Origin of the sequence: Salinisphaera sp. T5B8, assembly GCF_040361255.1 — a bacterium.
GTDB lineage: Bacteria > Pseudomonadota > Gammaproteobacteria > Nevskiales > Salinisphaeraceae > Salinisphaera.
In genome coordinates this window covers 100904-116409 of the sequence record NZ_APNG01000012.1, presented here as the reverse complement: position 1 = coordinate 116409, position 15506 = coordinate 100904, and the positions used below count along the sequence as shown (strand labels likewise).

The 15506-nt window shown below is 63.6% G+C and carries 11 protein-coding genes; 9 read left to right on the top strand and 2 right to left on the bottom strand.

What is annotated here, in order from left to right:
* Nucleotides 1-23 precede the first annotated feature (23 nt).
* The 6 genes from paaE (at nt 24) to paaK (ending at nt 6874) form a co-directional block, all read left to right on the top strand.
* A complete protein-coding gene (gene paaE, locus T5B8_RS12245) occupies nt 24-1100 on the top strand; it encodes a 1,2-phenylacetyl-CoA epoxidase subunit PaaE (RefSeq protein ID WP_353179123.1) in 1077 nt (358 codons plus the stop codon).
* On the top strand, nt 1090-1860 hold the full coding sequence (locus tag T5B8_RS12240) for a Phenylacetic acid catabolic protein (RefSeq protein WP_353179121.1): 771 nt from the start codon (nt 1090-1092) through the stop codon (nt 1858-1860). Before paaE ends, T5B8_RS12240 begins: the two co-directional genes overlap by 11 nt.
* A gap of 134 nt (nt 1861-1994) precedes the next feature.
* Nucleotides 1995-4055: a phenylacetic acid degradation bifunctional protein PaaZ gene (gene paaZ / locus T5B8_RS12235; RefSeq protein WP_353179119.1), complete on the top strand. Its 2061-nt coding sequence runs from the start codon at nt 1995-1997 to the stop codon at nt 4053-4055.
* 10 nt (nt 4056-4065) lie between these two features.
* Nucleotides 4066-4857, top strand: a complete 792-nt coding sequence (gene paaG, locus T5B8_RS12230) for a 2-(1,2-epoxy-1,2-dihydrophenyl)acetyl-CoA isomerase PaaG (RefSeq protein WP_353179117.1) — start codon at nt 4066-4068, stop codon at nt 4855-4857.
* A gap of 87 nt (nt 4858-4944) precedes the next feature.
* On the top strand, nt 4945-5421 hold the full coding sequence (paaI, locus tag T5B8_RS12225) for a hydroxyphenylacetyl-CoA thioesterase PaaI (RefSeq protein ID WP_353179115.1): 477 nt from the start codon (nt 4945-4947) through the stop codon (nt 5419-5421).
* A 130-nt stretch (nt 5422-5551) separates the two neighbouring features.
* A complete protein-coding gene (paaK, locus tag T5B8_RS12220) occupies nt 5552-6874 on the top strand; it encodes a phenylacetate--CoA ligase PaaK (protein WP_353179114.1) in 1323 nt (440 codons plus the stop codon).
* A gap of 83 nt (nt 6875-6957) precedes the next feature.
* Here the strand turns inward: paaK and T5B8_RS12215 are convergent, their stop codons facing one another.
* Together T5B8_RS12215 and T5B8_RS12210 are read right to left on the bottom strand one after the other, a co-directional pair.
* A complete protein-coding gene (locus T5B8_RS12215) occupies nt 6958-8673 on the bottom strand; it encodes a methyl-accepting chemotaxis protein (RefSeq protein WP_353179113.1) in 1716 nt (571 codons plus the stop codon).
* A gap of 397 nt (nt 8674-9070) precedes the next feature.
* Nucleotides 9071-10015 carry a helix-turn-helix domain-containing protein gene (locus T5B8_RS12210; RefSeq protein WP_353179111.1) on the bottom strand — a complete coding sequence of 315 codons (945 nt, stop codon included), beginning with the start codon at nt 10013-10015 and terminating at the stop codon, nt 9071-9073.
* 308 nt (nt 10016-10323) lie between these two features.
* Here T5B8_RS12210 and T5B8_RS12205 point away from each other — a divergent pair, with 308 nt between their 5' ends.
* The 3 genes from T5B8_RS12205 to T5B8_RS12195 all read left to right on the top strand — a co-directional run bounded on the left by T5B8_RS12205 (nt 10324) and on the right by T5B8_RS12195 (nt 15496).
* Nucleotides 10324-11775, top strand: a complete 1452-nt coding sequence (locus T5B8_RS12205; RefSeq protein ID WP_353179110.1) for an aldehyde dehydrogenase family protein — start codon at nt 10324-10326, stop codon at nt 11773-11775.
* Nucleotides 11776-11916: 141 nt separating this feature from the next.
* Nucleotides 11917-14034, top strand: a complete 2118-nt coding sequence (locus T5B8_RS12200; protein WP_353179109.1) for a PQQ-dependent dehydrogenase, methanol/ethanol family — start codon at nt 11917-11919, stop codon at nt 14032-14034.
* Nucleotides 14035-14350: 316 nt separating this feature from the next.
* Nucleotides 14351-15496: an amine dehydrogenase large subunit gene (locus tag T5B8_RS12195; protein WP_353179108.1), complete on the top strand. Its 1146-nt coding sequence runs from the start codon at nt 14351-14353 to the stop codon at nt 15494-15496.
* Nucleotides 15497-15506 lie beyond the last annotated feature (10 nt).

The following is a 15506-nucleotide window of genomic DNA, read 5'->3' as shown; positions in this document are numbered from 1 at the left end:
CAGAGCCTAACGGAAGGTTTTGCATGCCACGCTTTCATCCTCTCGAAGTTGTCGACGTGCGCCGCGATACGCGCGACGCCGTCGTTGTCACGCTCAATCTGCCGGCGGACAACGCCGAGGCCTTCGATTTTACCCAGGGCCAGTATCTGACCTTCCGTCGTGATTTCGACGGCGAAGAACTGCGCCGGTCCTATTCGATCTGTGCCGGTACCGACGAGGGCGTGCTGAAAGTCGGCATCAAGCGGGTCGACGGCGGCGCGTTCTCGACCTGGGCCAACGAACAGCTCAGCCGCGGCGACGTCATCGAAGCGATGCCGCCGATGGGCAAGTTCCATACGCCGCTCGAACCGACCGCCGAGAAACACTATCTCGGTTTTGCGGGCGGCTCGGGCATCACGCCGCTGTTGTCGATCATCAAGACCGTGCTCGCGCGTGAACCCAAATCCGAGTTCACGCTGCTCTACGCCAACCGCCAGATGACATCGATCATGTTTCGCGAGGAGCTGGAAGACCTCAAGAACCTGCATCTCGGGCGCTTTTCGGTCATCCACGTGCTCACCAGCGAAGGCCAGGACATCGATCTGTTCTCGGGCCGGATCGACGCCGAGAAGATGGAGCAGCTTTTCAAGTACTGGATCGACGCGAGCTCGGTGGATACTGCGTTCATCTGTGGCCCGGAACCGATGATGCTCACGATCGCCGATTCGCTCAAGCAACATGGTCTGAGCGACGACCGAATCAAGTTCGAGTTATTTGCCTCGTCGCAGCCGGGCCGGGCCAAGAAACCAGCGGTTTCACGTCAGGACAAACGCGCCGGTGCGACCTGCCAGGTCTCGGTTACGCTCGACGGCACCACGCGTACGATCGAAATGCCCAATGACGGCACCGCGGTGCTGGATGCCGCGCTCGACAACGCCATGGACGCCCCGTATTCCTGCAAGGCCGGCGTATGTTCGACCTGTAGGGCGCGGGTGCTGGAAGGTGAAGTCGAGATGCTGAACAACCAGGCGCTCGAGGATTATGAGGTCAAGGCCGGCTATGTGTTGACCTGCCAGAGCGTGCCGATCACCGACACGGTGGTACTCAGCTATGACGAGTGAACCGTTCGATCAGACCATGCCGATCGAGGATTATCTGGCCCGCGGCGGCAAGCTGACCTCGCCGGACAACCCGCCGCCACGCTATCGCGGCGAACTGCTACGGCTGATGTCGTCCTTTGTGGACAGCGAGCTGGCCGGCTCTGCGGGGTTTGCCGATTCCATCAACTGGGCCCCCGGTATCAAGGAACGCATCGCAGCCAGCCGCATCGTGCTGGAAAAAGCCGACCACGCCGAACGCGTGCTCGACCTCATGAGCGATTTCGGTACCGACAAGGCGCTCTACAACAACGCCCACAACTGGTCGGCGCGCGCCAGCCGCGATGCCGATATCGACCCGGCGCGCCAGGGCGGCGACATGCGGCTGTCGGTCTTTCATTATCCGCTGGAAAACTGGACCGATGCGGTGGTGATGAACGTGCTCATGGGGCTGGCCACCGTGGTGCAGCTCGAAGAACTGCGCGAGTGCTCATACGCGCCGTTCGCCGAGGTCGTGCGCGCGGTGCTGCCGCGCGAGCAACGCCACATGGAGCTGGGCTTCGAGGGGCTCGATCGCATCGTTGCCAACGAACAGGGCCGACAACTGGCCAAAGCCTGCGTGGCGTACTGGTATCCACGGGTCGCCGAAACCTTTGGCAGCGCCCAGTCGGAGCGCTTTACACGGCTGGCCCGCATGGGGCTGCGACATACAACCAACGAAGAACTGCGCGCCGCCTGGCAGAACCGGGCGCGCACCGATTTGTCGCGTCTGCAGCTGGTCTGACAACCACGCGAAAGCAGTCCGCACTCGGCGCGGGGCTCGATATTAGGCGCGAACCCGCGCCGAAAATCAGCTCGATCGGCCGAGCCGAATATTCAGGGTGTCGAGACACCGATGACAAGAATCAGGAGCGTGTAATGCAATCCAGCAGCTATGTTCAGGGCCAGTGGGTCACCGGCGAAGGCGGCAAGACGGTATTGAATGCCGTCACCGGCGAACCGGTCGCTCGCGTATCCAGCGACGGCATCGATTTCGCCGGCATGCTCGACTATGCCCGCACACAGGTCGGCCCCCGGCTGCGGGCATTGACCTTTCATCAGCGTGCGCTGCAGCTCAAGGCGCTGGCGCAGACGCTGATGGCCGACAAGGAACGTTTCTACAAGCTCTCCACCGCCACCGGCGCGACCCGTACCGATTCCTGGGTCGATATCGACGGCGGCATCGGCACGTTGTTCACCTATGCCAGCAAGGGTCGGCGCGAGCTGCCCAACGCCACCTTCGCGCTGGATGGCAATCCCGAGCCCATGTCGCGCCACGGCAGCTTCATCGGCCAGCATATCCAGACCCCGCTGGAAGGTGTGGCCGTGCATATCAACGCCTTCAACTTTCCCTGTTGGGGCATGCTGGAAAAATTTGCGGCCAACTATCTTGCCGGCATGCCGGCGATCGTCAAACCCGCGACCCAGACCGCCTTCGTCACCGAAGAAATGGTGCGCGCCATCGTCGATTCGGGCCTGATCGAAGAGGGCGCGCTGCAGCTGATCAGCGGCGGCGTCGGCGATCTGCTCGACCACGTGACCTGCCAGGATGTGGTCACCTTCACCGGGTCGGCGAACACCGGCCGCAAGCTCAAGCAGCACCCGGCGATCGTCGAAAACGCCACCCGTTTTTCGATGGAGGCCGATTCGCTCAACTTCCTCGCGCTCGGCCCGGATGCCGAACCCGATACGCCCGAATTCAAGCTGGCCGTGAAAGAGGTCATGCGGGAGATGACGGTCAAGGCCGGGCAGAAATGTACCGCCATCCGGCGTGTGCTCGTGGCCCGCGATCACCAGCAGGCGTTCATCGATGCGCTGTCGGAAAAGCTCGACAAGGTCGTGGTCGGCAACCCCGAAGCCGAAGGCGTGACCATGGGGGCGCTGGCCAGCCGTGATCAGGTCGAGGAAGTGCGTGCGCGTATCGCCGATCTGCAACAGGGCGCGAAGATCGTCTACGGCGATCCGGCGCGCTGCGAGGTCGTGGATGCCGATGCCGACAAGGGCGCGTTCGTGGGCCCGGTGCTGTTGTCGACCGATACGCCGTTCGCGCACAGCGAAATTCATACGATCGAGGCTTTTGGCCCGGTCGCCACGATCATGCCCTACGAAACGACCGAAGAAGCGGTCGCACTGGCCCGGCTGGGCGGCGGCAGCCTGGTGGGCTCGATCGTAACCCACGATGCCGGCTTCGCCCGGGCCATGACGCTTGGCTGTGCGCCGTTTCACGGGCGTCTGCTGGTGCTCGATCGCGACTGTGCCAAGGAATCGACGGGTCACGGCTCGCCCATGCCCATGCTCGTACACGGCGGGCCGGGGCGTGCTGGCGGCGGCGAGGAGCTCGGCGGCATGCGTGCCGTGTTTCATTACATGCAGCGCAGTGCCTTGCAGGGCTCGCCCGACATGCTGGCCGACATCATCGACCACTGGCTGCCGGGCGGTAAACGCGAACAAACCGATCGCCACCCGTTCCAGAAGCATTTCGATGAACTCGAGATCGGCGACGCGATTCTCACCGACGCCCGCGAGATCACCCTCGACGATATCGAGCATTTCGCCAACTTCACCGGCGATACCTTCTACGCGCATATGGACGAGGATGCGGCCAAGGCCAATCCGTTCTTCGACGGGCGTGTGGCCCACGGCTACTACATCGTCTCGCTGGCCGCCGGCCTGTTCGTCGAACCCAATCCGGGCCCGGTGCTGGCCAACTACGGTGTCGACAACCTGCGCTTCATGACCCCGGCCTATCCGGGCGACGCGCTCAAGGTGGCACTCACCTGCAAGCAGAAGACCAAGCGCGAGAATACCGAATACGGCGAAGTGCGCTGGGACGCGACCGTGACCAACCAGAACGACGAAGTGGTGGCCCAGTACGACGTGCTGACCATGGTCGCGACCACTGACTGGACGCCGGAAGCCGAAGAAACGGCCGCCGCTTAAGGAGATTCTCATGGCAGACGATTCCATCATCCTGAGCATCGATTCCGGCATCGCCCGCATCACGCTCAACCGCCCGAACAAGCTCAACAGTTTCAACGTGGCCATGCACGAGGCCCTGGCCGAAGCACTCGACACCGTCGAGGCCGACGATTCGGTGCGGGTGCTGCTACTCACCGGCGCCGGCAAGGGCTTCTGTGCGGGGCAGGATCTCGGTGATCGCGCGGTATCGGCATCCGGCGAGGCCCCCGATCTGGCCTATTCGGTCGAAACCTATTACGCGCCGCTGGTGCGTCGCCTGCGCGCGTTGCCGCTGCCGGTGGTCTGCGGCGTCAACGGCGTGGCCGCAGGCGCCGGCGCGAATCTCGCGCTGGCCTGCGATCTGGTCATCGCCCGGCGCTCGGCCAAGTTCATCGAAAGCTTCTGCAAACTCGGCCTGATCCCGGATACCGGCGGCACGTATTTTCTGGCCCGGCGGATCGGCATGGCCCGGGCCATGGGCCTTGCCATGCTTGGCGAGCCGATCGACGCACCCACGGCCGCCGACTGGGGGCTGATCTGGCGCTGCGTGGACGACGACGCCTTCGATAGTGAGATCGACAAGCTCGTCGACCATTTGTCGAAAGCGCCGACCCGCGGCCTGGCCCGGACCAAGGAGCTGATGTACGCCGGCGTGAACAATAATCTCGATGCTCAGCTGGATGCCGAACGCGACGCGATGGGCGAGCTCGGTCGCAGTGCTGACTATGCCGAAGGCGTGGCTGCGTTCAGCGAAAAACGCACGCCCGAATTCAAAGGTCGCTGAATAACGAACACACCGGCGACGCTGAAACGAACATAAAAAAAGCAGCGCGCCGGATCGAACAGGCTCTTTCGGAAAGGAGACAACGCAATGCAATCCAGCCAGAACGGCGCGTCAGTCGCGCCCGTGGACACGGATGCCCAGGCACTGGCCGAACGCGTCGGCGAGGCGATGTTCGCCCGCGACGAAGCATCGCGCATGCTCGGCATGCACATCGACGCCATGGCCCCCGGCTATGCCCGGGTGTCCATGCCGGTGCGCGAGGACATGGTCAATGGCCACAAGACCTGCCACGGCGGGCTGATCTTTTCGCTGGCCGACAGCGCCTTTGCCTTTGCCTGCAACAGCGGCAATCGCAACACCGTGGGGGCTGCCTGCAACGTCGATTACCTGCGCCCGGCATTCGCGGGCGACGTGCTGGTCGCCGAGGGGGAGCAACGCTCGCGCTCCGGGCGTACCGGTGTCTACGACGTCACAGTGCGCAACCAGAACGATGAAATCGTTGTGCTCTTTCGTGGGCGTGCCCATCAGGTGCGCGGCGATGTGCTTGAGGTAATGGCGTCCTAGCCCTGTCGGTGCGCGAGCATCTGGCTTTCGCCTGCGATGGAGCACGCATAAGGCACGCGGCGGCATCGGTCGCGAGGCTTTCGTAAAACATTAACGCCGCCCCGGCGGCAACGAGATGGAGGAGATGAACATGGCCGCATTGATGGAACCCGAATCGCTGCTCGAACCGATCGAAACCGCCAGCCGCAACGAATTGCAGGCGTTGCAGCTCGAGCGACTGAAATGGTCGCTACAACACGCCTACGACAACGTACCCCGGTACAAGGCCAAGTTCGATGCCGCCGGCGTGCATCCGCGCGATCTGAAAACGCTCGCCGACTTGGCCAGGTTTCCGTTCACCACCAAGCAGGATCTGCGCGACGCCTATCCGTTTGACATGTTTGCCGTGCCGCGCGAGCAGGTATCGCGTATCCATGCCTCCAGCGGCACCACCGGCAAGCCGACGGTCGTGGGCTATACCGCCAACGATATCGAAACCTGGGCCAATCTGGTGGCGCGTTCGATTCGCGCCGCCGGTGGCAAGCCGGGCGATATCGTGCATGTCGCCTATGGCTATGGGCTTTTCACCGGCGGGCTCGGCGCGCACTACGGCGCCGAAAAACTCGGTTGTACCGTGATCCCGATGTCGGGTGGGCAGACCGAAAAGCAGGTCCAGCTGATCCGCGATTTCAAGCCACGCATCATCATGGTCACACCCTCGTACATGCTCAACATCATCGAGGAGTTCGAGCGCCAGGGGCTGGATCCACGCGACTCCTCGCTGGAGATCGGCATTTTCGGCGCCGAGCCCTGGACCAATGCCATGCGCGAAGAAATCGAGCGCCGCGCGGGTATCGACGCGGTGGATATCTACGGCCTATCGGAAGTGATGGGCCCGGGCGTGGCCAACGAATGCGTCGAAACCAAGGACGGGCCGGTGATCTGGGAGGATCATTTCTACCCCGAAATCATCGACCCGGATACCGGCGAGGTCATGCCCGACGGCGAGCCCGGCGAGCTGGTATTCACCTCGCTGACCAAGGAAGCCCTGCCGATCGTGCGCTATCGCACCCGCGATCTCACCCGGCTGCTGGCACCCACCGCGCGTTCCATGCGCCGTATCGACAAGATCACCGGTCGCTCCGACGACATGCTCATCATCCGCGGCGTGAACGTGTTTCCAACCCAGATCGAAGAGATCATCTGCAAGCAAAAAGGCCTGGCGCCGCACTATCTCATCGAGCTCACCCGCGAGGGCAATCTCGATCATGTCGCACTCACCGTCGAGCGTGGCCACGATTTCGACGACCATGCCACCGAGGACGAAACGCTGAGCAATCTGCAGCAACACATCAAGTCCTATATCGGCATCAGCACCAAGATCACGCTGTCGGCCGTGGGTACGCTGGAGCGTTCGCTGGGCAAGGCCAAGCATGTAATCGACCGCCGTCTGGGTCACCACGGTCATTCATAGCGCAACCGGCGGGCGTTGTGCGGCGCCCGCCCTGTGCATAAAAAAAGCCCCGCCGGAGCGGGGCTTTTTCGTGGGGCCGTTGTTTAGAACGTGGCCCAATCGGCGTCGTCTTCGACCAGGGCAGGCTCGGCCTTGCGCGGCTCGCGCTTGGGCGCCGGGCTGGCCGGCTTGGCGGCGGCGGGCTTGCTCGCCGGCGCGGCCGGCGTATGGGCCACATGCGACTGTACAGCCGGCGCACCCATCGCTGCGGTCGCGGCGATACGGAAGAACGCCATCTGCGTCTTCAGCGTATTGGCCTGCTCTTCGAGCGAACGGCTGGCGGCCGCCGATTCCTCGACCAGCGAGGCGTTCTGCTGGGTCATGCTATCCATCTGCGAAACGGCCAGGTTGACCTGATCGATACCGCTGGACTGTTCCTGGCTGGCGGCCGCGATTTCGGAGATCAGATCCGAGACCTTGTTCACGCTGTCCACGATCTCGTCGAGCGTACGACCCGACAGGCTGACCTGGGACGAGCCTTCCTTGACCTTGTTGGCGCTGTCCTCGACCAGTTCCTTGATGTCCTTGGCCGCGGTCGCGCTGCGGCTGGCCAGGTTGCGGACTTCCGCGGCCACCACGGCAAAGCCGCGGCCCTGTTCGCCGGCGCGGGCTGCCTCGACCGAGGCATTGAGCGCGAGCAGGTTGGTCTGGAAGGCGATGTCGTCGATCAGGCCGACAATCGAGGAAATCTTGCGGCTCGATTCCTCGATTTCCTGCATGGAGGCGACCGCCTGACTGACCACTTGGCCGCCATTTTCGGCCTGGCTGCGTACGCCGCGGGCCAGCTGATCGGCCTGCGCTGCGTTGTCGGCATTCTGTTTGACCGTGGAGGTCATCTGTTCCATGGAGGCAGCCGTTTCCTCGAGGTTGGCCGCCTGCTCCTGGGTCCGCGAGCTGAGTTCGTCGTTACCGGTCGCGATCTGGCCCGCACCGACGCTGACCGAATCCGAGCTGTCACGCACACGGGATACGATATCGGACAACCGATCCTGCATCGTGGACAACGCGACCAGCATGGCGCCGAATTCGTCGCGACGGTTGGTATGAATCGGCGTATCCAGATGACCGTCGGCGATGGCATGGACCACGCCCAGGGCCTGGTTCAGCGGCGAGGTGATCATGCGCGTCAGGATCACGACCAGCGCAATCGCCAGCACGAGCACACCGATTACGGCGGCAACGATGATCTGACGGCCGAAGTCGCTCGACGCCTGTGATGTGGCGAAGGCACCGTCAGCCTGGGCGACCTGTTGCTCTTCGATATCGCCCAGCGTGTCGCGCAGCGAATCGAACAGGGGGAGTGCCTGTTCGCGATACGTCGCGCGGGCTTGCTCGAATGCGTTGTTGTCTATTTCGCGGGTTAGCGTCTGAACTACCGACGGCAGTTTTGCAATTGTCGCGTCGGACTGGCTGGCCACGGCCCGCTCGGCATCCGTGCTGACCAGCGCGGGGTAGTAGGCGTTCCAGGCCTGCGTGATCTTTTCCATGCGATCTCGCGCCTCAGTTACGTAGGTATCTGCGGCGCGCGGATCGGCGCTGTCGATCACCGTGAGCATGTTCGCCTGCATACCGTTAAGCCTGATATGCGCCTGCGTGATATACGACAGCGCGCCCAGGTTTTCGTTGTATATCGAACGGGTGAAGTCGTTGCTGTTACCCAAGGCGTTGTAACTCAAAACACCCAGCGCAATGACAAGCAACAGAATGAGCGCGAAGCCGGCGCTCAATTTCGCTTTGACGCTTTTCAGTAGAGAAGACATAGGTTTTTCCTTCGAAAGAGCCCGGCTCAAGTCGTCCTCGGGCATTGAGGGGCTGTGCCGCGACGACAAGGTTTATCGGCAAAATTGACGTTATTTTTGGCGATCGACGGCGGCGCCGATTGCGCGTAGGGGTATATCGTCCGCACAGGCGCAGACCTTGAACAAGGGCAAGCAAATAAGCGTCAGACGCAACACGGGAGGACGCGAGGCATGTCGCCGTGCGCAACGAAATCAGGTATCTGCGCCTCGATGGGAAGCTACGGCGCAGCCGTTTCGAGGCGCTGCGCTCGACTCGGTCTGAGGTAGCGTTGGGCGTGGATTACGCTGTGCGAATCCAACCTGCGGTCTTGGCGAAACCGGTTGCCCGGTCCGGCCTTAGACGCAAGCCGACAGAGACTTAATTGGCCTGGTGGCGGCCGCGCCAGATACTAGGGGCGACACCAAAGCGATCCTTGAAGGCATGGCTGAAGCGGGCACTGTCGCCAAAGCCGTGGGCGAGCGCGATATCGGTAATCGACTGGCTGGACGTCGTATCCTGCGCCAGCGCGTCACGCGCGTGTTGTAGTCGGGTTTCGCTGATCAGGCGGGCAGGGGTCGTGCCCTGACGGGCGAGCAGGCCGTAGAGCGTGCGCCGCGACACGCACAATACGCTGGCCAGCCGATCGGGTGTGAGGTCGCTGCTGGCCAGATGGGTGGCGATATAGTGGCGGGCGCGCTGGATACGCTGGGCGTCGAGATCGGCTTCATCCGGCTCGGCGGCCCGCGCGAAGGTGGCGGCGAGCATCGCGCCCACGCCCTGCATGACATCGCTAATGCCCGGGTCATCGGCCTGGGGGCGCGAACGGGCGAGTCCGGTAATCGCGCCGAGCGCCGCCTGCATGGTCGGGATATCGTTGAGTTCGGTCGCACTGACCCGTTCCGCATAGCGCGGCAGGCGGCTGTCGACATCGTAGGGGATCAGCAGCACGGCCAGGCGGGCGCCGTCGCCGACGCGGATCCGGTAGGGCCGGGTGGTATCACACAGCGAAGCCCGACCCGGCACCAGACACACCGAGCGGCGGTCCTGGCTGAGTTCCATCGTGCCGGCGAGTTGCCACATCACTTTCAGGTAACCGGCGTTGGCCTGGCGGGCCAGTTGCGGCGTCCGGGCCACGTCCGAGGCGGCACTGCCGATATGGGTCAACGTGCACTCACCCAGTGCACAGCTGCTGGCCTGCGCCTGGAACGGGGATGTCGTACGGCTGGTCATCTGCAGTGGCGGAAAATGCAGGTTGACATAGTCCTGCCAGCCGCCGAGATCGGAAAAACGGCTCGCCTGCGGTCGGTATTGCGGATACGACATGTGATTCGACGGTCTCCAGCCCGTAGCGCCCGATTGTGTCGGGTCGAATAGTTGCAATGCGCATGCCAGTTCGTCGGGCGCCTGCAACGCTTTTATTCGTGTTTACCCCGTTGTTCGCGCACTGTCAAAGCGCGCACCGCGCAAGTGCGCTCGCTGCACACAGCGACAAGCCGATATGCACGCTGGCGCATGCGGGGTGGGCCGCCGGGGCGCAGGCTCGAACGCACCGATAACCGATCACCGCGGGTCATCGATCACGTTTGTCGCGAGCGTGGGCCCGTGCGTGTCTAACTGTTCGAGGAGCACGCGTGAATCAGGCATTCCAACACTTCATCGCCGGCCAGGCGGTCGACGCCTCCGATGGCGCGACCATGACCCTGCCCGACCCGGCGAGCGGGCAAACGCTGGCCACCTCGGCGGCAGGTACCGCCGACGACGCCACGCGGGCGATCGATGCCGCGCATGCGCAACTCAAGGGCGGCGAATGGTCGCAGATGAGCGGCGCGGCGCGCGGCTTGTGTCTGCATCGTCTGGCGGATCTGGTCGAACGCGATGCCGAGCAGCTCGCCGATATGGACGCGAATGCGATTGGCCGCCCGCCGGCCGAGCCGCGCATGCTCGATCTGCCCAATGCGATTGCCACCCTGCGGCATGCCGCGGGCTGGGCCGACAAGCTCGAAGGCCGCACCATTCCCACCGCCGGCTATATGGGCCAGCCCACTTTGTCCTACACCGAGCTGGTTCCGGTGGGCGTGGTCGCGGCCATCGTGCCCTGGAATACGCCGTTGATGATCACCTGCTGGAAACTCGGTGCGCTACTCGCCGCCGGTTGTACGACCGTGATCAAACCGGCCGAACAGACGCCGATGTCGGCGCTGCATCTGGCCCGGCTATGCCAGGAAGCCGGCATTCCCGACGGTGTGGTCAATGTGGTGACCGGCGACGGCGCAACGCTCGGGCCGGTGCTGTGTGAACATCCGAAGGTTGCCAAGATCACCTTCACGGGGAGCCCGGAAACGGGCGCGGCGATCCAGCGTCTGGCCGCGCCCCTGTTCAAGCATGTCGCGCTCGAGCTCGGCGGCAAGAGCCCGCAGATTGTATTCGACGATGCGGATCTTGAGGCGGCCGTGGGCGGCTGCGGCATGGGCCTGTTCTTCAACCAGGGCCAGGTCTGTGCCGCCGGTACCCGTATTCTCGTACATCAGGATATCGCCGAGACTTTCAGTGCCAGGCTCGCCGAACTCGCGCGCGGTATTCAAGTGGGCGATCCGGCCGATGCCGATACGCAGATGGGCGCGGTCGCCAGTCAGGGCCAGTACGACAAGATCAACGACTATATCCGCCGTGGCAGCGACGAAGGCGCGACGCTGCTGGCCGGCGGACCGTCCGAGCAAGAAAGCGGCGGCTGGTATGTGCGCCCGACGGTATTCGCCAACGCCCACAACGATATGAGCATCGCCCGCGACGAAATCTTCGGCCCGGTCGGCACGGTAATCCCCTTCGCCGACGAAGCCGAAGCCATCGCCATCGCCAATGACACCCGCTATGGCCTGGCGGCGACGGTATGGACGGCGAATGTCGCCCGTGCGCACCGCGTGGCCCGCCAGATCGAGGCCGGTGCGATCGGTATCAACGCCTGGGCGCCAATCGACCCGCAGCTGCCCTGGGGCGGCTTCAAGCAAAGTGGCATCGGCCGCGAATGCGGCCTGTCCGGCGTCCTGGCCTATACCGAAGAGCGGGTGACCACGGTCGTACTCTGACCGCAGGACGTGCCGGTTGTCTGGCTCGGCCAGCAGCCGGCACGTATCGAACCCGGCGCCGATGCTGTGCGCCGGCTATAAAAAATCAAAAACAAGCCGTCGTCGCCAATGGCCGACGTGCGATAAGACGAGGAGAGGGCGATGAAGAATCGGATAGGCGCGGCGGCGCGCCTGTGTGGCGCGTTGTGCGTGTTTGTCGGGGCCGGGGTGGCCGGTGCGGCGCCGGTGGATACGGCCCGGCTGAATAATGCAGCCGACGAGCCCGGCAACTGGATGACCCACGGCGGTACCTACCAGGAGCAGCGCTTCAGCCGACTCGACCAGATCGATCAGGACAACGTGGCCGACTTAGGGCTGGCGTGGTCGGTCCGGCTGGATATCGATCGCGGCGTGGAAGCCACGCCGATCGTCGTCGACGGCGTCATGTATACCACCAGCGCGTTCAGCATCGTTTATGCCTTCGACGCCAAAACCGGCGAGCTGTTGTGGGAATACGACCCCGAGGTCGCGAAAACAGCGGCCCGCGACGGCTGCTGCGGGCCGGTCAACCGTGGTGTCGCGGTCTACGAGGGCAAGGTGTTCGTCGGCGCCTTCGATGGCCGGTTGATCGCGCTCGATGCCGATAGCGGTGACGAAGTCTGGAGCGTGAACACGCTCATCGACACCGACCGCAGCCAGACCATCACCGGTGCGCCGCGCGTGGTCAAAGGCCGGGTGATCATCGGCAACGGCGGCGCAGAAATGGGCGTGCGTGGCTATATCACTGCCTACGACGCCGACACCGGCAAACAGGCCTGGCGCTTTTTCACCGTGCCGGGTGATCCGTCCAAGCCGGCCGAAAGCAAGGCCATGGCAATGGCGCGCAAGACCTGGTTTGGTGACAAGTACTGGAAACAGGGCGGCGGCGGGACCGTGTGGGACTCGATGGCCTACGACCCGAAGCTGGATCTGCTCTATATCGGGGTCGGCAACGCCAGCCTCTGGAACCGCCAGGCGCGCAGCGAAGGGAAGGGCGATAACCTGTTCGTGGCTTCCATCGTCGCGATTCGCCCCGAGACCGGCGAATACGTCTGGCACTATCAGCAGACGCCGGGCGACCAGTGGGATTTTACCTCGACGCAGACGATCACGCTCGCCGATCTTGAAATCGACGGCAAGACACGCCCGGTGCTCATGCAGGCACCCAAGAACGGTTTCTATTACGTGATCGACCGGACCAACGGCGAACTCATTTCGGCCGAGACATACGTGCCGGTGAATTGGGCCAAGCGTATCGACCTGAAGACCGGCCGCCCCGTGGTCGACATGGAAAAGGCCGACTGGACGAAGGGGCCGAAGCTGATGATGCCCGGCCCACTGGGCGGGCATAACTGGATGCCCATGTCGTACAACCCGCAAACCGGGCTGGCCTATATCCCGGCCCAGATTGCGCCGGCGTTGCTCGAACCCGACAACGAGGCGACCTGGCAGGGCCGCGGCACCCTGCAGCTGGGTACACAGCCGGTGGCCTTGCCCGAAGATGCCAAGGCCCGTGCTGAGATCGTGAATATGTATCGCGGCAAGCTGCTGGCCTGGGACCCGGTCGCCCAGCGCGAGGTCTGGAGCCATGATTATCCGACCATCTGGAACGGCGGCACCTTGTCGACGGCCGGCGGGCTGGTATTTCAGGGCACCGCCAATGGCGAAGTACGGGCCTACGCCGCCGATGACGGCGAGCTACTCTGGCGATCGCCCGCGAATACCGGCGTGATGGCCGGTCCGGTGACCTACAGGGTTGATGGCGAGCAGTACGTGACCTTCATGGCCGGTTGGGGCGGTGTTTTTCCGACCGCCTTCGGCGGGCTGGCGGCGAACACGCAGGTTGAGCCGCGGGCGCGGGTGCTGACCTACAAGCTCGGCGGCAAGGCGCGCCTGCCCGACGAGCCCAAGCGCGTGCAGGCCATTGAGGCCGATATACCGGCCAACGAGGCCGATGCGGATACGATTGCCCAGGGGCGGGACCTGTTCAATGTCCATTGCGGCGTGTGTCATGGCTTTAGCGCCTATAGCGGCGGGGTCGTGCCCAATCTGCGCAATATGTCGGCCGCCACGCACGACGATTTTCTGCGCATCGTCGCCGGTGGCACCCGTATCAAGCAGGGCATGCCATCGTTCGCCGATCGCTTGTCGCAACAGCAAATCGAAACGATCCATGCCTATCTGATCAAGCGCCAGCACGATCTGGCCGCCGAGGCGGAAGACGACGCCGCGCCACGATAAGCCGTGCACCCGGGTCATCGGTCACTGGTGCGCCGATGGCCCGGTGCTTTGCCGTGCGTGCCCGATCCGACCGGGGGGCGGGGGCGCCAAACGCGTTTGTGCATAGTTTCGGCGAACAAACCTTGATGCACGTCACGACAAGCCGAATTGCACCAACCGACATGCGCCCGGGGCGTCAGCGGCGCAGTCTTGAGATACCGCTGGTACAGGCGAGGGGGCAGTCGGGCGCACCAGCGCAGCTGCACTGAATTTGCGGTCGACGCGGCCGTGGGCCGGCCGTGCCGCTCGTATCGAACAGCTCAAGCGAGGAACGACTATGAACAAACGACTGTTGCGTGCCGGCGGTATTGCCGCGCTCGCCGCGCTGGTCTGGAGTGCCGGCGCCATGGCGCAGTTACCGCCCGATGAAATCGGTACCGTCACGCTCGACAAGCCGGGCCCGCATCGTGCCTACATCATCGATACCCAGTTCGATAATGCCACCACCGGCAAGGTGGTCGTGGTCGATCCGGAACAAAAGAAAATGCTGGGCATGATCCCGACCGGCTATCTCGCGCCGTCGGTGCTCTCGCATGACGATACCCGCCTGTATTCGGCCGATACCTTCTGGTCGCGCGGGGTGCGCGGTGAACGTACCGACGTGCTTACCGCCTGGGATACACAAACGCTGGAGCCGGTCTGGGAAGTCGAGATTCCCAAAAAGCGCGCCAATATCCTCATGGAACGCAACATGCTGACCATGAGCAACGACGATCGCTTCGTCTATATCTACAACTTCACCCCGTCGACCTCGGTCACGGTGGTCGATACCGAAAACCAGAGTGTAGCCAGCGAAATCGATATCGCCGGCTGTGTGCTCAACTACCCGATCGGCAAGCGCGCCTTCGGCTCGGTGTGTGGCGACGGCAGCTTCCAGCGCGTCAAGCTCGACGACAGCGGCCACGAAGTTTCGCGCGTGCGCACGCCGTTCTTCGACCCGAACGAAACCGCGATGAACGAACGCGCCGCCCGTGACGGCGATATGTACTACTTCACCACGCTCGACGGCGTGATCCAGCCGATCGACGTCTCCGGCGACAAGCCGGTGGCGGGTGAGCGCTGGTCGTTGTTCACCGATGCCCAGCGTGAAGCGGGCTGGGGCGTGGGCGGCTGGCAGCTGATGACGATCTCGCCGGCGCGCAACGAACTCTATGTACTGGTGCACGAGGATCATGGCGATCGCAACTGGGAAGACCCCAGCGACACCATCTGGGCCTTCGATCTGGACAGCCATGAAAAGGTCGGCGAGCTCAAGACCGAAAACTATGTCTGGAGCCTGAATGCGACCTCAGACGACGAACCGCTGTTGCTGGGCGTGAATATCGACGGCGGGCTCGATGTATTCGATCTGTCAAAGATGGAATACATGCACACGGTAGAGGGCATCAGCGCGATACCGGCGCTGGTGCTCAGCAGCCACTAAGGAGGCCGCG